Raw genomic sequence first — 19238 nt, 5'->3', positions numbered from 1 at the left:
ATAGCTGACGAGACCATAGGCACCAGCGGTGAGGAAATCATGTCCTTCCTGGAAGAGAAAGGACACCCCGCCCTGACTATGGATCCGCTAATGTAGCTACCGGGTAGCTGACTATCAGTGTTATCTAATCGAACTGGATGGACTCTTTTAAATAATTAGCCGGCAGGTTACCCCTGGTGTCACAGGTAATGATTAACAACCGGCAAACCCGGATTAATTTTACCGGCCCACCGGGTAACCTGCAGGTTTATATAAATTTTAAATCTTGGCATACTTTAGCCTCCCCCTGGCCGGTAAAAAACTCCCCCCGACCAGGGACTTTTTTTTGGTTTACAATAAAAAGGATCTCACTCCAGGTATTATTAATGCTATACTAAATAGACACAGGTATTTTTGTCACTACACGATAGTTGCTGTACCCGCAAGAATAGTTGTTTATCCAATAAGTTGTTGACTTTGGTAATTGAAAAAAGTACAATAGTGATAAATATCACATACATTGCAGGTGGATTCAAAATGCTAAATAAAGTGTGTATTGCGTACAAAGATCACCTTCGACTGACACTTCTGGTGGCCGGTGGAGAAGCTCGAATAACGTATATTTACTGGCTTAAAGTACCTTTATTTAAAATGGAGGATTATGAGAGTTTTGAGGGAAGATGGGTGGAAGGTAATGTTGAAAAACCCGTTATATTATTTAATGGTACACCCGAAGGTATACAAAAAATTGATATTGCGCGCTATGTCGAAGAAATAGAGATTATACACCAGCTCATCGGTGTATCCCGATCGGGCAAACTAAGCTGGCGCACGGTTTCAGAAGAAGAGTATAATGAATTTATGAAAAATCTTGATTACTGACGACTTCCCCCTCCATTGCCGGTGAGGGGGTTTTTTATGGTTGCATCTTTATGATAATTTATATATGTATCGTAAATTGAAGTGTTGGAGGGAAGGTAATGGTGGTGGGAGTATTGACTCTGGAATTGTTACTGGCCGGTTCGGATTCATTAAAGGACAAGAGAAAGGTGCTGAAAAGCTTGCTGGAAAGGTTGAAGCACCGTTTCAATGTATCGGTGGCGGAGGTTGGCCGGCAGGACAACCGGAGATATTCAACAGTGGGCATAAGCGCTGTCAGCGGTGATATAGCCCATATACAAAGTGTTCTGGACACAGTTGTACGCTTTATTGAGAACCATAATGGAGTGGAAGTTATCAGTATGGAAAGGGAATTGCTGTAAAAAGTGAAAAAGCTAGCCTTCCGGCATGGAAATTGGATTGGTATGCAAATTGCAATTATAGGTTTTTTAGTGGATGTAAAACTGTCGGGGGGCGAGCGCATGGATCCTGCGGCGGTGTCCTTGTATTTGTATTACCCTGAAACGACTGCCCAAAGCAGCAGCAATATGGCATTTTCTTTTACCGGCCTGGCGGGTCGGATAACCTATTGGCAATTTATAGATTTTTTTATGCAATTCGAAGATATGGGTGAAATCAACCCTAACTATACGGGACTGAAGAGGTTAAAGGATAACTTAATACTGTTGATGGTGGAGAATACCGGTATGCCGCTGGCCTTTTGCGTGTTCAGAGTGCATAAAGCGGATTTGGTGGAAATCGATATTATCGTGGTGCGCCGGGATTTAAGAAGATTGGGACTGGGACGTATGTTATACAGCCGCTTGGAACAATGTTTTCCTGATGATACCGTTTTTTTTGTGGAGAATACAACCTTTGCAGGCAGCAGGTTCTTAAAAAGTTGTGGTTTTTACAAAGACGTGGACTTTATTAAAGTGTTGAAAGCAGCGAACAGAGTGGTATCCATTGAAAAGAGGGATAGGAGGCAGCCGGGCGGGGTGTGTAAAGGGGAAAAAAAATAGAAATCCGCCTGGCAAGGCGGTTTTTTAATTGTTGGAAATATATTATAACAATTAGTAACTTTAGCGTAAATATACAGATAATAACTTACAGTGTAAAGAGTTTTAAGTGCATAAAAGTGCAATGCAATGGGATTGACCAGGGTGACAATGCCAAAGGTTATGATAAAGAATCATATCAAAGCAGGTTTACTGCATTGCCGTACCTGTTCTGAAAACGCATGCTTTCAAATAAAGCCACGTCGCTGACGGCGACATTTTGGCCGATACGCGCCATCAGTACGTTGGCGGGGTGTTCCAGGATATCAGGGTCATCGGTGGCGGTTCTTTTCATACCTACGCTGCCAAACAGGTTGCAAAGAACTTTTTGGTAGGCCCAAATATCAAGTTTGGTATTGCGGGTATCCCAGTGCCAGCACATTTCCATAGTGATTACAATATAATCTTCCATTACCGGGTTGGAAAAACCCGCTTTGAGAATGTTTTCGGCAATTTTACAACGGCGCCAGTCCGAGCTTATTTCAATGCCCCCCAGTTCCAAAACCCGGGGGTGTTTAATCCAGCGTGAACTTTCGTCGGGACGGTGGAAGGTGATATAACCCACTATTTCCTTTTCATGCCGGGCTATATAAATCATACCGTGGGGCATTCCGGTAATGGCGATCAGTGCTTTTTTTTGTTTTTCCGGTGGGCGAAAATTGGTTAGCTTGCTGTTCATGGTCAGATCAGCCAGGTATGAGCCCGGGCAGGGACCTTCTATGTATATTGTTCCCTTGGGGGTTTCGTGGATAACCTGTTGGAACATGCTATTACCTCCTTCCATGCCTTAGTATCACCGTGTAACTCTGGTCGACAACTGTTTAATTTATTATAAATGTTATTTAAACTTATTTGCAATACATGGAAATTAAGTGTCTCTATTAAAAATTTTCTGCTTTTTGCTAATAATCACTTAAACCCAATATTCATAAAAACGCAGTTCTAATTCCTTTAAGCTAATCTTGCGGGTGGAGATTTTATTTAATATTGTTGCAGCGGTATCCAGGGCATATACACTGACTCCGATACTCCTGGGATCAACATCATCCAGCTCGATTTCGTGACCGCCCAGTCCCGCTGAGCGTATTTTGCCCCACAGGCTGGGTAATATTATTCCCACATAAGGCCGGTCAACCGGCACAATAATAACCTCGTATACCTTTTTTCGCACACCGTCGAATTCAAACTCCATTTTCATCACCGGGTCAACCTTTGACTCGTAGTTGTCCCAATCGATGATATCTTCATATATCAACAGGCCGATACCGAAATGTCTTACCATACCCGCCATGGATAAAAACCGCCTTTCTGAAAAAAGTTTGTAGTCAGAGATATTTAACATGTTATCGTCTATTATTTCCCATTATACGTGGCTAATTTGAGGTAATCATTACCTTGATGCAGTTGCCTTCCTGTCTTTAAAGATGCAGTAGCTTTCTAAAATACTGTCCAGTTTCATTTCATGGGTAATCAGCGGGGTACCGGCCCGGGTGTTTCCTCCAGTGAAAGCCGGTTGTTTTTTTTAAAGAATAAAGCTTTCATTATGAGGCATCATTCCTTTCCTTATTCAATTGCCAATTACACATTTAATCAATTATATCAATGTGGGGGCTGCCGGGAAAGATCTTCAAGCAAATTAGCTCAAAAACAACCGCAACTAGTCAGGCTATATCATGGCGGTATTATTTTGTATAATATACATAGAACAGCACCTAAAAATATATCATTATGTTGGCTATGATAAATCTTTGCTGCTCGTTTTTCAGTGGTGATTGCAACGGTCCCAACTTGTATGCCAAGAAAGCGGGGTAATTATTAATGGTCCGGACGTCCAGTCAAAAGAGTTTGCATGCGCCGGAGGCTTATTCCGGTAAACGTTTCTTGCCGGGAACAGCGGGTTTTAAAAGGGCTTCGCTGGCGCTATTTATTGCCTCATTTCTTACCTTTGCCAATTTATATCTTACCCAGCCACTGTTGCCGTTGTTTGTTGATGAGTTCGGGATATCCCCCGCCGCGTCCAGCCTGTCAATCTCCCTGGCTATTTTCTCTTTGGGTGCTGCGCTGCTTTTTTGGGGTCCTGTATCCGATGCAGTGGGGCGTCGCCAGGTGATGTTCTGGACCATGGCGCTGGCGGTGGTGCCGGCGCTGGTGGCCCCTTTTGTCGAATCATTTAATCAGTTACTGGTAATGCGTGTGGCCCAGGGGCTGCTGCTGGCCGGCCTGCCTTCGGTGGCCATGGCTTATTTGGGTGAGGAATTTGATATCCGGGCACTGGGATTGGCCATGGGTCTGTATATCAGTGGCAATTCCATTGGTGGCATGAGCGGGCGTATCATCAGTGGTATTTTAGCCGATGCTTATTCCTGGCGTGCTTCTTTTCTGGTTATGGGTATTGTCGGCGTAGTGGGGACGGTACTGTTTTATTATTTACTGCCCCCGTCCACTCATTTTAAGCCCCGTCCTGCGGGACTGCATACTGCGATTACGTCCATGTGGTCGCATATGAAAAATACCACATTACTAAAAGCGTATGGTATTGCCTTTGTTTGTATGTTTTGCTTTGTTGGTATATTTAATTACATAGCTTTTCGTCTGAGCGGTCCCCCTTATTATCTTTCCACCGCCGCCATAGGTTGGTTATTTCTGACTTATCTTGCGGGCACGGTGAGCTCCACGCTGTCAGGTCGTTTTATCGACGTGGCCGGCAACCGGTTGGCCGTGGTGCTGGGGGTGCTGGTGGCTCTGGGCGGAGTGTTTACCTTGCTATTGCCGTCCCTTTGGACAATTGTCGCCGGCCTATTAATATTTTGCTTTGGCTTCTTTGCCGCACACGCCGCCGCCAGCGCCTGGGTGAATAAACACGCGGTTAAAGCCAAAGCCAGTGCAACGGGACTCTACCTGGTGTGTTATTATACAGGCGGCAGTTTCGGCAGTACCGGCCTGGGGTTTTTGTGGCACGACCATGGCTGGCCGGGGGTCACTGCAGGTCTTGTTATTGCACTGGCCGTGGCATTGCTGCTGGGGTTATCCCTGCGGGAGAAACAACACCGGTAATACAGCAGGTGCTTGCCTCGACGGAGGCAGGGTGCTTAAAAGGTCGAAGTGTTTGCCAAAGCAGGCATTACGGTATATGATCGAATTAACAACATTTGTATTAAAGTTTTATAAGCTTTTATCCCGTATGTACGAGCGGTAACGGAAATCCTCATGATTTTAACAAAACGAAATAAATCAAGCCAATTACATATTATTCCCTGAGGTGATGTGATAATATGTCCAACCAACCATCCAACTCCCGGCCTTTGGCGGTGCAGGGACGGCATACCGAATTTGCCGGGGACACCAAGTTTCGATTTTTGTGTCACGAAAAATTGACGTGTTTTAACCGATGCTGCCGGGATATCAATATTTTTCTTTCCCCCTATGATGTGCTGCGCATGAGCAGAAAACTGGGTCTTGACACGGGCGATTTTCTGCAGCGCTATACCACCAGGCTACAGCTCCGGGGGCAGCGGTTTCCTTTGGTGATCATTAAAATGCGGGAGGATGCCGGCCTGGCTTGTCCCTTTGTTACGGAGCGGGGCTGTTCGATTTATGATGAAAGGCCCTGGTCCTGCCGGATGGCCCCGGTGGAAATCCGGGGTGAAAACAGGTACGGGTTTGCCTTTGACAGCGATCACTGCCACGGCTTACTGGAGGACCGGGAGTGGACAGTGGGGGAATGGATGCGGAACCAGCGTAACGATAACTACGGTGAACTGGAGCGGGGATTCGACAAAATCCCCCAATTAATAAATTTTACCGGGATGCTGGCCCTTGACGAGCATATACGGGAAACCTTTTACATGACCTGTTACGACCTGGACAAATTCCGCCGTTATGTATTTGAAGGGAGCTTTCTAACCGCCTTCGGGGTGGACGGGGATACGGCCAGGAAGATTAAAAACGACGATCTGGCACTGCTGCAGTTCGGCTTCCGCTGGCTGGCCCGGGATTTTGACCTGCGCAAATCGATGGAAATTAGGGATGAAGTCTTGGGGAGTTAACACCGGCTTTCATAAATAAAAAGATGTAGTTATGCTTTTTAAACCATATCGGAAAAAGTCTTATATATTATGATATACTAACGATACCTTACAAAATTGGTAGTATATTTGGGAGAGTGATTGGTGATGACGGTACCAAGTGGTGTCGTGGAGGTCAGAGGTTTTTCTTTTCTTAAAGAAATTTTTGATCAGCGTGGCTGGCCCTTTCCCGTGCAAGTGCCCCTTGATGGTAATTGTACTGCCGAAGAGTTGGCTCGGCGCATGGAACTTCCCCGGGAGAAAATAGAGGGAGTTTTTATCAACGGCCTGGCCGGGCCGCTGAATCGTACAGTGCACCCCGGTGATCGGGTGGCCTTTGTACCACCGGGAACCCCCGGTCCATACCGGGTTATTTTGGGTTTGGTCAAACCGCCCGAAAATCAACAAGACCAGAATAATGACAAATAATTTGCTATGACAAAGTGTACCGCAAATTTTATTCCTGCGGCGTGTAATTAATCGCCGACAGGTTTTTTTGTGGGTTAAGTTGTCTATAATTGTTGTACAATATGGCTATAAAGGGTCTCTTTATAAAAAATATACTTTTATCATCGCAAAGAGTGTCGCTGGGTGCAAGGAGCTTACTGCACCGGCTTACTATTTTAGTGCTGCATTGGGGTGAATGTGTAGTGGTTATGCCTCAATAAGAAAGGAGCTTTAAAAAATGGCCAAAAATATCGAGAAGATAAAAACAGCTTTACTAAACGCTGCCAAGGACGGTAAATTAAGCTGTACCGCAGCCAGAAAACTGGCCGAAGAATTGGGCGTTGCTCCCCGGGAAATCGGTCAGATGGCGGATGAATTGAAAATAAAAATTTACGGCTGCGAACTGGGCTGCTTCTAGTCCGGCTAGTTTTAATAATGTGACGCCGCTTTAGTAAGACAAGCGTTGGGAGGAAAATTTAATGGGTGAACTGTTTCAAGTCCGGACGGTGCGGGATGCTCGGGAATTGTTGAGAAAACATATTACTGCGACCTTACCGGTTGAGCAAGTCCCGCTTCTTGAGGCACTGGGCCGCCGGCTAGCCCGGGACCTGTCGGCTATGGACGCGGTACCGGGTTTTGACCGCTCTACCATGGACGGCTTTGCCGTGCGAGCCCGGGATACCTTTGGGGCAACAGAGAGCTTGCCTGCTTACCTTAATGTAACCGGTGAAGTGTTGATGGGCCGGAATACCACGGCTGCGGGAAAGTTGAATGCGGGCCAGGCCTGGCGCATACCCACCGGGGGGATGCTGCCGTCCGGGGCGGATGCGGTGGTGATGGTGGAATACACCGAGGAACTGGATGAGCGGACTATAGGGGTGACCAGGCCGGTGGCGCCGGGGGACCATATTGTGCGCGCCGGCGAAGATATAGCCCCTGGGGACGGGGTGCTGTCCCGGGGTCACGTGCTCAGGCCCCAGGATTTGGGGCTCTTGGCGGCGGTTGGACTATCCGGTGTGCCGGTGTTTGAACCGGTACGGGTAGGTATCATATCCACCGGCGATGAGCTGGTGGAAACCCTGGAGCAGCCCGGACCGGGCCAGGTACGGGATATTAATTCCTACGCCTTATACGGCCAGGCGGCGGCTGCCGGAGCCCGCCCTCGCATTTATGGCATCGTGCGGGATGACTTTGCATCTCTACTGGACAAACTCCGGCAGGCGCTGGTGGAATGTGATCTTGTGCTGCTTTCGGGCGGCAGCTCGGTAGGTATCAGGGACGTGGCCGCCCGGGCGCTGGATACCCTGGGAGCGCCGGGGGTGCTGTTCCATGGCATTTCCATCAAGCCCGGTAAACCCACGGTGGGGGCTGTGGTGGATGGTAAGCCAGTATTCGGGCTGCCTGGCCACCCGGTATCCGCCATGGTGGTCTTTGATTTACTTGTCACGCCCCTGTTGAGATACGGCGATTACCCCGACGATCCGCTGGAGTTTCCCGTACGCGCCAGGATGACCCGTAATATGCGTTCGGCTGCCGGTCGGGAGGATTATTTACGGGTCAGGCTGTACCGGGAAAACGGGATAATTTTCGCTGATCCCGTGCTGGGTAAATCAGGGCTCATCAGCACTATGGTGCGAGCCAGCGGCCTGGCCCGCATTCCCGCCGAAAAAGAAGGGGTTGAGGCCGGTGAGTACATCGAGGTCAAGCTGTTTTAAGGGGTCAGGCTTAAACTTTATTAAACTAATACTGGCGTAATTTATAGCTCAGCGAAATTTGCCTGCGGGGCTCCTGTCGTTTTGTTGCGGTGGCGATATGAAAATAGCCTGAATGTTTATGTTGCTAACACAACAACAATAATTACAGCCGGATTTACCGTGGTGACGGGTGTTGAAGTTAATAGCCTGAAAGAAATTATTTCATGAAGTTTTGTGCTCTGGAAAGGGATGTATATAAGGTTGTAAGTTTATACGTGAAACTAGTGAGGTAATGGTCCAATGTAATTAACTATATTGGCGAACGGAGTGAAATTATGAAAAGGGATGTTTATCTGGAGGACAAGCCGCTGGAAGAGGCGCAGCAAGAATATCTTGCCCACCTGGCCGGGGTTGGAGCCCTTGCCCCGGGGCCCAGTGAAGTGATTGCAGTGGAAGAAGGGGCGGGCCGGGTGACCGCGGCTCCTGTGTACGCCCGGACTTCTTCGCCCCACTATCACGCGGCGGCGATGGACGGGGTTGCGGTACGGGCTGCGGATACCTTTGGCGCGTCGGACGCCACGCCTAAAAAACTAACCCTGGGCGCCCCGGCGGCCGTGGTGGATACCGGGGATCCCCTGCCGCCCGAATGTGATGCTGTCATTATGATTGAGGATGTGCATTTTATAGACGAAAACGTATTTGAAATAACCGCCGGGGCGGTGCCCTGGCAGCATGTACGGGTAATCGGCGAGGATGTGGTGGCTACGGAAATGATCGTGCCCGCCAATCACCGGCTGCGTCCTGTTGACCTGGGGGGTATACTGGCCGGTGGGTTGACGGAAATTGCCGTGCATCCCCGGCCGAAGGTGGCGCTTTTACCCACGGGTACTGAACTGGTACAGCCCGGTGTACCCCTAAAGCCAGGCGACATCATTGAATACAACACCCGGGTACTTGGGGCCATGGTGGCTGAATGGGGTGGCTCCCCCCAGCGCAGGGAAATTACCGTAGACGATTACCAGGCCCTTAAAGAGCGGCTGGAGGAAGCGGTTGCGGAATGTGACGTGGTGCTGATTAACGCCGGCTCTTCGGCGGGCCGGGAGGATTATACCGCAGAGCTTATAGGCGAGTTGGGACGTGTGCTCACCCATGGTGTGGCCATTAAGCCCGGTAAGCCGGTGGTGCTTGGGGAGGTGGCGGGCAAGCCCGTGATTGGTGTACCCGGTTACTCGGTATCAGCGGTGCTGGCGGCCGAGTTGTTTGTTAAGCCCATCATCTACAGTAAATTGGGCGCAGTACCGCCCGTCCGGGAGAAAACCAATGCCATAGTATCCCGGAAAATAGTATCGCCCATGGGCACCGAAGAATTCGTCCGGGTTAAACTGGGGCAGGTGGGTGATAAAATTATCGCCACCGCCATATCCCGGGGGGCCGGTGTGATTATGTCCATGGTGAGGGCCGACGGCATATTGCGGGTACCCAGGCTTTCCGAAGGCTATAACGCCGGGGAGTCTGTGACGGTGGAATTAATGCGCCCGCTGGCCGAAGTGCGGGAAACAACGGTGATTATCGGTAGCCATGACATAGCTCTGGACGTGCTGGCCAATCACCTGCGTCAAAAATATCCATTTGCCACCCTTTCATCGGCCCATGTGGGCAGCCTGGGTGGTTTGAGCGCCTTGAAGCGGGGTGAGGCCCACTGTGCCGGTACCCATCTGCTGGACGAGGAAACCGGGGATTATAATGTATCTTATATTAAACGGCTGTTGGCGGACCAACCGGTGGTGCTGGTCAACCTGGTATACCGGGAGCAGGGGTTAATCGTGGCACCGGGCAATCCCCACGGTATTCGTGGAGTGGAGGATCTGGCGGCCCGGGGTCTATCTTACATTAACCGGCAACGGGGTGCGGGAACGCGTATTTTATTTGACTTTAAACTCAAAGAGCGGGGCATTGACCCGGATGACATCAAGGGTTACGAGCGTGAAGAATACACCCACATGGCTGTGGCCGCAGCGGTGGCCTCGGGATCAGCCGATGCCGGTATGGGCATCCGGGCAGCTGCCAAGGCCCTGGGACTGGACTTTGTGCCCGTGGTGGAGGAACGTTATGATTTATGTATTCCGGGCATTTATTACGATACACCTTATATAAAACGCCTGTTGGAGATTATGATTGAACCGGCCTTTCAGAAGGAAGTCCAGGGGTTGGGCGGCTACGACCTGCGGGACTGCGGTAAAATCATGTACGACAGCCGGGGTTGATTCCGGTGCCGCCGGTTTCGTGCAACCACCTCCGGTGCCACCAGTTTCGGTGCGGCTGCCCGGTGCCGCCAGCCCCGGTGCCGGGTGTTGAAAGATTGAAAGGTTAGAGATGGACACCCGGGGTTTCCTGGCTTAAGAGTTACTGGCTTTCTAAACGATTCGCTCGCCCCGGGTGTAAATATTCATTCGGTTGCCTCTAGCAAAGCCCACTACTGTAACATCCAGCTGGTTGGCCAGCTCCAGTGCCAGGTCGGTGGGGGCGGAGCGGGATACAATCACGGGTACACCCAGGCGGGCGGATTTAACAAGTATTTCCGAAGAAATTCGTCCGGAAAAAAGAAGCATTTTATCCCGGGTGGCTACACCTCCCAGCAGGCACCATCCTGTGACTTTATCCAGCGCATTGTGGCGGCCTACATCTTCAAAAAAACAAAGAATTTGTTTACCATCGCTGAGGGCGGCCCCGTGTACGCCCCCGGTACTGGCAAACAATGCAGAGCGGTGCTCCACTTGCTCCCGGAGGGAGGCAATGGCGGAAGTGGAAATGCGCAGCTCGGACGTTACAGGGACAATGCCGGTATCGTTGACAAAGTAAAAGGAAGCCCGCCCCCGGCCGCAGCAGGAGGCCACATGGCGTTTCAAAAAATTCTTTTCGGCCTGTACCTGGCGATGGGTTTCCACCCAGGCCAGGCCGTCCTGTTCATTAAATGAGAAACTGGCTACGTCTGCAGCGCTGGCAATCATGCCTTCGGCGTAAAGGAACCCGTAGCACAGTTCCTGCAAATCCATGGGGGAGCAGATTAGTGTTACCAATTCTGTGTTATTCAAGTAGAGGGTTATGGCTGTTTCCCGGACAACTACATCCTCTGTGCGCGTACGGGCGGGGCCGGCTACTTTTTCAAGCATTACAGGTACCTGGCCAGTCAAAAATCATCCCTCCAAAGTAGCTTAGTATTCCAATTGTACACTTTTATTGAAAAAAAACGCAATATTTATTCCAAAAATACTTACTTTAAACAAAATCAAATGGCGGTAAAAATGCGGCAAAAGCTGCACAAGTACATAAGGGCACGCTAAACACCGGTAAGGGGGTTTGAAAAATGTTCAATGTAGCTATTTTAACCATGAGTGACAAGGGGGCCAGGGGTGAGCGCGAGGACCGCAGCGCCGGGGTGATAAGGGAATTGATGGCGCAGCAGGGTTGGACGGTGGCCGGGTACCGGGTTATCCCTGACGATTATGATACCATTGTGGAATCATTAATTGATTTGGTTGACCGCGGTCAACACGATCTAATTTTAACTACGGGGGGCACAGGTTTCGGCCCGCGGGACAATACCCCCGAGGCTACGCGGGCGGTAATCCACCGGGAGGCTCCGGGGTTGGCCGAGGCCATGCGCCTGGAAAGTTTAAAGAAAACCAACCGGGCCATGCTGTCCCGGGCGGTGGCCGGTATCAGGCACCGTACCCTGATTATTAATTTGCCCGGCAGTCCCAAAGGGGTGCGGGAGTGCTTGGAAGCCGTTCTGCCCGCGCTGCCTCACGGCCTGGAAATACTCACGGGACGGGCTGTAGAGTGCGGAAAACCCTGATTTAAATATGGCAAACCGAGGTATAATATGGCTGTCCTGGTAGAACAAGGACAATTATAAATTTTTTAGAATTACCGTATAAAACCAAAAAATAGTGGGAAAATATTGCTAGGACATATTTTTAAAGCATTGCCTGGCGCCACAGCGAAAAATAAGGTTAAACTAAACTACGGCACCAATAACAATATAGAAGGAGAAAGCCTGAGCAATATTAAATAAATTGTCCTTTTTATAAAAAATAAGGGTAATTTCTTGTTAAAAAATACTTGCTTTTGGCTGGCTCGTTCTATATTATATTACTTGGGTATTAGCACTCGGTTTAAATGAGTGCTAACAATAAATAAAACCACTCAAAACCTTAACAAATATTCTAAGGAGGGGTTTTTGTGATTAGACCATTAGGCGATCGGGTAGTTGTCAAGCCTCTGCCCAGCGAAGAAGTAACTAAAAGCGGTATTGTGCTGCCGGATACGGCCAAGGAAAAGCCACAGCAAGGTGAAGTAGTGGCCGTGGGTTCCGGTCGTTTGCTGGATAACGGGCAGCGGGTGGCCATCGATCTCAAAGCCGGTGACAAGGTGTTATTCTCCAAGTATGCCGGCAATGAGATCAAAATGGATGGTGTCGAATACCTGATTTTACGGGAAATGGATATTCTTGGCGTAATTGAGTAGTTTTAAAGATTTTTACATGATGATATATACCCATTGGAGGAGGTAAGTTAAAGTGGCAGGTAAAGAAATTATTTTCCGCGAAGATGCCCGCAAAGCACTGGAAAGGGGCGTAAACGCGCTGGCTGAAGCGGTTAAGGTTACTCTGGGTCCCAAAGGCCGTAATGTAGTTTTGGAGAAAAAATTCGGTTCTCCCATGATTACCAACGATGGTGTAACCATTGCCAGGGAAATTGAACTGGAAGATCCCTTTGAGAATATGGGTGCTCAGCTGGTTAAGGAAGTGGCTACCAAGACCAACGACGTGGCCGGTGACGGTACCACCACTGCCACCCTGCTGGCCCAGGCTCTGGTACGGGAAGGTCTGAAAAACGTAGCTGCCGGTGCCAACCCCATGATAATCAAGCGGGGTATTGAAAAGGCCGTTGAAAAAACTGTGGATGCCATTAAAGGTACCGCTAAAACTGTGGAAAGCAAAGCTGCCATTGCCCAGGTGGCATCAATTTCCGCCAACGATGATTCCATCGGCAACCTGATTGCAGACGCGATGGAAAAGGTGGGCAAAGACGGTGTAATCACAGTTGAAGAGTCCAAGGGTATCGGTACCACTTTGGAAGTTGTGGAAGGTATGAACTTCGACCGGGGTTACATATCCCCGTACATGATTACCGACACCGATAAAATGGAAGCCAACCTGGACGATCCCTATATCCTAATCACCGACCGTAAGATTTCTGCGGTGGCTGATATCCTTCCGGTACTGGAAAAAGTGGTGCAGTCCGGTAAAGCTTTGCTCATCATTGCCGAGGACGTTGAAGGAGAAGCCCTGGCAACTTTAGTACTGAACAAACTGCGCGGTACTTTCACTTGCGTAGCCGTGAAAGCCCCCGGCTTTGGCGATCGCCGCAAGGCCATGCTGGATGATATCGCCATTCTTACCGGTGGTACCAAGATATCTGAAGAAGTGGGATTAAAGCTGGATAAAGCCGATATCTCCATGCTGGGCCGTGCTTCAAAGGTACGCGTTAAGAAAGAAGAAACCATTATCGTGGGTGGTGCCGGCAAGGCCGAAGATATTACCGCCCGGGTGTCCCAGATTAAGAAACAAATTGAAGAAACCACTTCCGACTTTGACCGGGAGAAACTGCAAGAGCGCCTGGCCAAACTGGCCGGTGGTGTGGCCGTCATCCAGGTGGGTGCCGCCACCGAAACCGAAATGAAGGAGAAGAAGCTGCGCATTGAGGATGCCCTGAACGCTACTCGCGCTGCTGTGGAGGAAGGCATTGTTTCCGGCGGTGGCGTGGCTTACGTGCAGGCTATTAATGAGCTGAACGATCTGACTTCTGATACCATGGACGAAAAAGTGGGTGTGGACATTGTCCGCCGGGCCCTGGAAGAGCCTCTGCGCCAGATTGCCAATAACGCTGGTATGGAAGGTTCCGTTGTTGTGGAAAAAGTTCGGGCTGCCGAGCCCGGCGTGGGCTTCAACGCCCTCACCGGTGAATATGTGAATATGATTGACTCCGGTATCGTTGACCCGGCCAAAGTAACCCGCTCTGCACTGCAAAACGCAGCCAGCATTGCCTCTATGATTTTGACCACCGAGACACTGGTGGCGGAAAAGCCCGAAGAAAACAAGGGCGGCATGCCTCCGGGAATGGGCGGCATGGGCGGAATGGGCGGAATGATGTAATAAATACGAAAGACCCCTGTTTTTACGGGGGTCTTTTTTTGTGTAGCTAAACAAGCCGCCATGGCATACCTGGCGTTTGCGCCCTTAATTGACAAGCGCCGCCGGTGATGATAAAGTTAAATAGTATCTGTAAAATTAAGGTTGTGGATGTGATTATGATGCCGTTTGCCCATGATATCAAACATTTAATCGGTAACACACCCCTTTACGAACTGAGGCGCTTTGGCGGCGGGTTACCCGGCCGGATACTGGCCAAACTGGAATATTTTAATCCCGGCGGCAGCATTAAAGACAGGGTGGCGCTGGCCATGATTGAACAGGCGGAAAAGAAGGGCATGCTGGGTGACGATAAGGGTAACGTGGTAATCGAACCCACCAGCGGTAATACCGGTATCGGCTTGGCCATGGTTTGCACCGCCCGGGGCTACCGCTGTATCCTCTGCATGCCGGAAACCATGAGCGTGGAGCGACAAAAACTGCTCCGGGCGCTGGGGGCCGAGGTGGTACTTACCCCTGGGGCAGCGGGTATGTCCGGTGCTATTGCCCGGGCCGCCGAACTGGTGGAACAAATCCCCGGCTCATTCATGCCTGCCCAGTTTGATAACCCGGCCAATCCCGAAGCGCACCGGGCCACCACGGCAGAGGAAATCTGGCGGGATACCGCCGGGCATGTGGATGTGCTGGTGTCAGCGGTGGGTACCGGTGGTACTATAACGGGTATCGGAGAAACATTGAAGCAAAGAAACCCCGCCCTCAAGGTGGTGGCGGTGGAGCCCGCCGAATCGCCCGTGCTGTCCGGCGGTAAACCCGGGCCCCATAAGATCCAGGGTATCGGGGCGGGTTTTGTGCCCCGGGTACTTAATGTGGGCATACTGGATGAAATTATCAAAGTGACAGGTGATGAGGCCATGGAGGCCGCTCGCAGCCTGGGCCGGGAAGAGGGGCTGCTGGTGGGCATTTCCTCGGGTGCGGCGGCTTGGGCGGCCCGGCAATTGGCGGGGCGGGAACAGAACCGGGGCCGCACCGTGGTGGTTATTTTTCCGGATACCGGTGAGCGGTACTTATCCACGGAGCTTTTTTCGCCAGAGGGCAATTAAGGGTTATTGACATTGTGGTTACGGGGTTTGGAGTGTAAATGAATTATAGCGTCGGGAGAGGAAAAACCGTTCAATTAATGCCGCACCGGGGAAGTGAATACATAGTAATGTCGCAACCGCTCATAAATCCTTACCTGGCAGTATTGCTGGGTGTACTGGCCTCAGCTTTTTCCTCCATATTCACCAAGGCGGCCGAGGCACCGCCGCTGGTTATTGCCCTGTACCGGATGACCTTTACCGTGCTGATGCTGGCACCGGTAACGCTGGTTACAGGGCGGCATGAACTGCAGCGGCTGGCCCGGCGGGATATTTTGCTGGCCTGTGGGGCTGGTATAATGCTCGCCCTGCATTTTGCCGTGTGGGTAACCTCGCTGGAGTATACTTCCATAGCCAGTTCCACCGTACTGGTGACCATGCAGCCCCTTTTTGTTATCACAGGAGGTTATTTGTTTTATAAAGAAAAAATATCCCGCCGGGGGTTGCTGGGTGCTGCCCTGGCGTTGTCCGGCAGTATGGTGGTGGGAATCAGTGATTTTCAAGTGGGAGGGCAAGCCCTGTGGGGTGATTTGCTGGCCTTTCTAGGGGCAATTTTCGTGGCGGGTTATATGTTGATAGGCCGGGGACTGAGGGAGCGCCTATCGCTGCTGCCATATATATTTGTAGTTTTCGGGTCCGCCGCTGTTACCCTGTTTGTGGCGGTGCTGTTATTTAGACTGCCATTGACTCCCTATCCACCCGCCACCTGGTTGATGTTTGTACTGCTGGCTGTGGTGCCCACCATAATGGGGCATACTGTATTTAACTGGGCGCTGCGCTATGTCAAGGCGGCGGTGGTATCGGTTAGCATACTCGGCGAGCCGGTGGGAGCCACTATACTGGCTTATTTTATCTTTAGCCAGGTACCCACCGGGCTGCAGGTGGCTGGTGGGCTGATAATTATAACCGGTCTGGTGATATTCATTAAATCAACCGCCCAATCTGAAAAATAGTTTTGCATAGTAAAGGCGGCGTTATGATTGGTATATGCAAATAAGATAGTTAGTTTAAAAAAGTTTAAGCCTGACCCCTGGGGGAGAAAAATTAGATGGCCAGGAATTTATTAAACAAACAAACAGTGCTGCAGGGTGCCTTGACCCTCACCGCTGCATGGCTGATCATTAGAATACTGGGCGCCGTATACCGCATTCCCCTGGGCCGGCTTTTGGGGGACGAGGGACTGGGTATCTATGCCGTGCCCAACCAGATTTACCTGCTGTTTTTTACCCTTTCGTCGGCGGGCATACCGGTGGCCGTGGCCAGTGTAGTTTCGGAAAAAATGGCCCGGGGCCATTTCCGGGATGCGCTGCGTACCTTCAGAGTGGCCCGGTTTGCCATGCTGGTGCTGGGCGGCACTTTTTCTTTATTGCTTTTCTTCGGTGCAGGCTGGTTGATTGAGGCTGGTTTGGTGCGCATACCCGAGGCATACCTGGGCATGCGGGCCATTGCCCCGGTGATATTCTTTGCTGCCGTCACCGCCGCTTACCGGGGCCTGTTTCAAGGGCTGCAAAATATGCGGGCGGTAGCTTACTCGCAACTGGCCGACCAGGTGATGCTGGTGGGGGCCACATTATTGTTCAGCTACCTTCTGTTGCCCCGGGGTTTGTCCATCGCCGCTGCCGGGGCCAATCTGGGTGCTGTTCCCGGGGCGGTGGGGGCCACGCTGATGCTGGTTTTTATTTATCGCCAGCAGCGCCGGGATATGCTGGAACTGGCCGCGCAGGATTTTTCCATGGCCAGGGAGGGAACCCTGTCCCTGCTTAGACGGATCTTCAGCGTGGCGATACCGGTATCATTTGCTGCGGTGGCTATGTCCGTTACCCACCTGATCGACCAGTGGCTGATTATTGACCGGCTGCAGCTGGCCGGTTTAAGTCACCAGCAGTCCGTTGCCCTGTTCGGGCAGTTTAACCAGATGGCCATGGCCTTTGTCAATATATCCATCGCCCTGGCCGTTTCACTGGGGGCCAGTTTGGTGCCCGCTGTGTCGGAATCCTTTGCCAAACAAGATATGGACCGTATCCGTTACCAACTGGGGCAGTCGCTGCGGCTGGCCGTGTTGTTTGCCCTGCCCGCTGCGGCCGGCCTGTACCTGCTGGCCCCCCAATTGACCCAGTTGCTGTTTGCCGAAGTGGAAGCCGGGGTACCTCTGGCCGCCCTGTCCGCCGTGGTGGTATTTTGGTCGGTACACCTGGTTACGGCTGGGGCGCTGCAGGGCATGGGTAAAGCCATAGTACCCGTGCGCAACCTGGTATGCGGAATTATATTTAAAATCGCCATTACTTACTATCTAACCCCCACCCTTGGTATCCGGGCCGCTGCTTACGGCACCGTGGTTATCTTTTTAATTGCTTCGCTGCTTAATATGGTGGCGATGTCGCGCCTAGCCGGCATGCGTTTTAACCTCTGGGATATGCTGTCCCGGTCCGTACCCGCTACACTGGTAATGTCCGCCGGGGTGCTGGCCGTCTATAAGGTGGCCCAACTGGAAATGGGGGGTAATACGCTGCCCACCCTGCTGGCCGTGGCGGCCGGAATGGTTATTTATCCGGTGGCTCTTCTGGTGTTGGGCGGTGTGCGGGCCGAAGATGTGCGCCGCCTACCCGGCGGTGGACGGGTAGCAGCTTTTCTGGAAAGGATAGGGCGGGGTTAGCGGTGCAATATGGCCTCAACCAAACGCCGCAGTTCGCCAAGGCCCTTTATTTCCCGCGTGTGGCCCGGGTAGCCCGGGCCAGCGTTATTTTCGCTGTCAGCCCCGTCACCGGTCATTAAAAAGGCATAGCTGCTTTCCTCAAACATCTCTATATCGCCGGGACTGTCACCCACTGTCATAACCTGCTCGCTCTTTACCACGTACTGGTGCATCAATCTGGTAAGATAATCCCTTTTGGTAATACCTGGCTCATCCGTAGATACATTGATGATGGCCCGGCCGGTAAACAGCCCGTTCCGGGTTTCCAAATCGTTGGCCACAAAGTAGTCCAGTTGGTGCCCGCTGTTAATCCTGGCCGCCAGCATGGTAAGCCCGGTGGAAATAATTGCCACCGGTACCCGGTGGCTTTTAAGGGTGACAAGCAGCTCACGAACCCCGGGGCGCAGAGGTATGCCGTCAATCAGTTCCTTTACCCTCGCGACGGGCAGGCCGGCCCAGTCCCGGGCATCCAACTGGCAGAAGGTATAGTAGTTTATTTTGCCCTCTAAAAATAATTGCTGGTACCGCTCGGCCTTTTGATTCCATAAATGCAGTTTACGGTGGACGTACTCCCAACTGCTTCGCTCCAGGGTTAAAGTACCGTCCATGTCGAATACAGCCAGTTTAATCAAGATAAGCCTCCTTTGGCTATTTTTAAGTGTACTGGTGCGCAATGTCTTTTGCGCAGTAATTATTATAGCCTGTCCGCTACTTATTGTACACAGACAGGCTAAACAGAAAAACAATATGCTTATAGATTTTGCATGCTAAGCATTGGGTTTCCTAAAGGGTATTACTTTGCCGCCGTTGGTACGCTTTGGTGCCTTTTGTTGTTGGCAGGATTGACAGCCACCGCCGCAGCCGGATTTAAAACCGGCAAACACTTTGCGCCAGGATACCTGCCATTTGCCCTCCACCTGTTCTATCCGGGTTTCCACCTCATATTGAGGACCATTGGGGTTACTGGCTAACCTGGACTCGGTTGTGGCAACAATATTGGCGGTTTTTATAGCCTTTTCTTCATTATCAAACAAAGTCTGTAATGTTACCCATTCCATTATGAATCGCTCCCTTG

At 50.9% G+C, this 19238-nt stretch carries 21 protein-coding genes; 16 read left to right on the top strand and 5 right to left on the bottom strand.

Annotation, left to right across the window (positions count from 1 at the left end; all coding sequences use genetic code 11):
- The 4 genes from LX24_RS15310 to LX24_RS11055 form a co-directional block, all read left to right on the top strand.
- The coding region (locus LX24_RS15310; protein ID WP_423244337.1) for a hypothetical protein at positions 1 to 96 on the top strand (96 nt) is incomplete at its 5' end.
- A gap of 420 nt (positions 97 to 516) precedes the next feature.
- Positions 517 to 861 (top strand): hypothetical protein, encoded by a 345-nt coding sequence (locus tag LX24_RS11065; protein WP_166512218.1) that lies wholly within the window; start codon positions 517 to 519, stop codon positions 859 to 861.
- A gap of 98 nt (positions 862 to 959) precedes the next feature.
- Positions 960 to 1241 carry a DUF503 domain-containing protein gene (locus LX24_RS11060; protein WP_166512217.1) on the top strand — a complete coding sequence of 94 codons (282 nt, stop codon included), beginning with the start codon at positions 960 to 962 and terminating at the stop codon, positions 1239 to 1241.
- Between the two features lie 42 nt (positions 1242 to 1283).
- Entirely contained in the window at positions 1284 to 1880 is a 597-nt protein-coding gene (locus tag LX24_RS11055) for a GNAT family N-acetyltransferase (RefSeq protein ID WP_166512216.1), read from the top strand.
- 175 nt (positions 1881 to 2055) lie between these two features.
- On the opposite strand, the gene LX24_RS11050 is transcribed toward LX24_RS11055, so the two are convergent.
- A complete protein-coding gene (locus LX24_RS11050; RefSeq protein ID WP_207706593.1) occupies positions 2056 to 2682 on the bottom strand; it encodes a GNAT family N-acetyltransferase in 627 nt (208 codons plus the stop codon).
- Between the two features lie 147 nt (positions 2683 to 2829).
- Positions 2830 to 3207 carry a hypothetical protein gene (locus LX24_RS11045; protein ID WP_166512214.1) on the bottom strand — a complete coding sequence of 126 codons (378 nt, stop codon included), beginning with the start codon at positions 3205 to 3207 and terminating at the stop codon, positions 2830 to 2832.
- Between the two features lie 527 nt (positions 3208 to 3734).
- Between LX24_RS11045 and LX24_RS11040 the strand changes: the two genes are divergently transcribed.
- From LX24_RS11040 to LX24_RS11015, 6 genes are all read left to right on the top strand, one after another.
- On the top strand, positions 3735 to 4970 hold the full coding sequence (locus LX24_RS11040) for an MFS transporter (RefSeq protein ID WP_166512213.1): 1236 nt from the start codon (positions 3735 to 3737) through the stop codon (positions 4968 to 4970).
- Between the two features lie 218 nt (positions 4971 to 5188).
- Positions 5189 to 5962, top strand: coding sequence for a YkgJ family cysteine cluster protein (locus tag LX24_RS11035; RefSeq protein ID WP_166512212.1), 774 nt, complete (start codon positions 5189 to 5191; stop codon positions 5960 to 5962).
- 126 nt (positions 5963 to 6088) lie between these two features.
- Positions 6089 to 6409, top strand: a complete 321-nt coding sequence (locus tag LX24_RS11030; RefSeq protein ID WP_166512211.1) for a MoaD/ThiS family protein — start codon at positions 6089 to 6091, stop codon at positions 6407 to 6409.
- Positions 6410 to 6665: 256 nt separating this feature from the next.
- On the top strand, positions 6666 to 6845 hold the full coding sequence (locus tag LX24_RS11025; RefSeq protein ID WP_166512210.1) for a hypothetical protein: 180 nt from the start codon (positions 6666 to 6668) through the stop codon (positions 6843 to 6845).
- A 61-nt stretch (positions 6846 to 6906) separates the two neighbouring features.
- Positions 6907 to 8142, top strand: coding sequence for a molybdopterin molybdotransferase MoeA (locus LX24_RS11020; RefSeq protein ID WP_166512209.1), 1236 nt, complete (start codon positions 6907 to 6909; stop codon positions 8140 to 8142).
- 314 nt (positions 8143 to 8456) lie between these two features.
- On the top strand, positions 8457 to 10385 hold the full coding sequence (locus LX24_RS11015; protein ID WP_166512208.1) for a molybdopterin biosynthesis protein: 1929 nt from the start codon (positions 8457 to 8459) through the stop codon (positions 10383 to 10385).
- 150 nt (positions 10386 to 10535) lie between these two features.
- Here the strand turns inward: LX24_RS11015 and fdhD are convergent, their stop codons facing one another.
- Entirely contained in the window at positions 10536 to 11312 is a 777-nt protein-coding gene (fdhD, locus tag LX24_RS11010; protein ID WP_166512207.1) for a formate dehydrogenase accessory sulfurtransferase FdhD, read from the bottom strand.
- 173 nt (positions 11313 to 11485) lie between these two features.
- Between fdhD and LX24_RS11005 the strand changes: the two genes are divergently transcribed.
- The 6 genes from LX24_RS11005 (at position 11486) to LX24_RS10980 (ending at position 18124) form a co-directional block, all read left to right on the top strand.
- A complete protein-coding gene (locus tag LX24_RS11005) occupies positions 11486 to 11977 on the top strand; it encodes a MogA/MoaB family molybdenum cofactor biosynthesis protein (protein ID WP_166512206.1) in 492 nt (163 codons plus the stop codon).
- Between the two features lie 386 nt (positions 11978 to 12363).
- Complete coding sequence (gene groES / locus LX24_RS11000; RefSeq protein ID WP_166512205.1) at positions 12364 to 12648, top strand: co-chaperone GroES; 285 nt, start codon at positions 12364 to 12366, stop codon at positions 12646 to 12648.
- 52 nt (positions 12649 to 12700) lie between these two features.
- Positions 12701 to 14338: a chaperonin GroEL gene (gene groL / locus LX24_RS10995; RefSeq protein ID WP_166512204.1), complete on the top strand. Its 1638-nt coding sequence runs from the start codon at positions 12701 to 12703 to the stop codon at positions 14336 to 14338.
- A gap of 155 nt (positions 14339 to 14493) precedes the next feature.
- Positions 14494 to 15435, top strand: a complete 942-nt coding sequence (gene cysK, locus LX24_RS10990; protein ID WP_166512225.1) for a cysteine synthase A — start codon at positions 14494 to 14496, stop codon at positions 15433 to 15435.
- A 107-nt stretch (positions 15436 to 15542) separates the two neighbouring features.
- Positions 15543 to 16424, top strand: a complete 882-nt coding sequence (locus LX24_RS10985; protein WP_166512224.1) for a DMT family transporter — start codon at positions 15543 to 15545, stop codon at positions 16422 to 16424.
- Positions 16425 to 16519: 95 nt separating this feature from the next.
- On the top strand, positions 16520 to 18124 hold the full coding sequence (locus LX24_RS10980) for a putative polysaccharide biosynthesis protein (RefSeq protein WP_166512203.1): 1605 nt from the start codon (positions 16520 to 16522) through the stop codon (positions 18122 to 18124).
- On the opposite strand, the gene LX24_RS10975 is transcribed toward LX24_RS10980, so the two are convergent.
- Positions 18121 to 18795 (bottom strand): HAD-IB family phosphatase, encoded by a 675-nt coding sequence (locus tag LX24_RS10975; protein ID WP_166512202.1) that lies wholly within the window; start codon positions 18793 to 18795, stop codon positions 18121 to 18123. The two genes, LX24_RS10980 and LX24_RS10975, sit on opposite strands and share 4 nt — an antisense overlap.
- 135 nt (positions 18796 to 18930) lie before the next feature.
- Positions 18931 to 19221 (bottom strand): hypothetical protein, encoded by a 291-nt coding sequence (locus LX24_RS10970; RefSeq protein WP_166512201.1) that lies wholly within the window; start codon positions 19219 to 19221, stop codon positions 18931 to 18933.
- Between the last annotated feature and the right edge of the window lie 17 nt (positions 19222 to 19238).

Source organism: Desulfallas thermosapovorans DSM 6562, from assembly GCF_008124625.1.
Taxonomy (GTDB): Bacteria; Bacillota; Desulfotomaculia; order Desulfotomaculales; family Desulfallaceae; genus Sporotomaculum; species Sporotomaculum thermosapovorans.
Note: the sequence above shows the minus strand (reverse complement) of the source record. Positions and strands in the feature narration are given on the sequence as shown.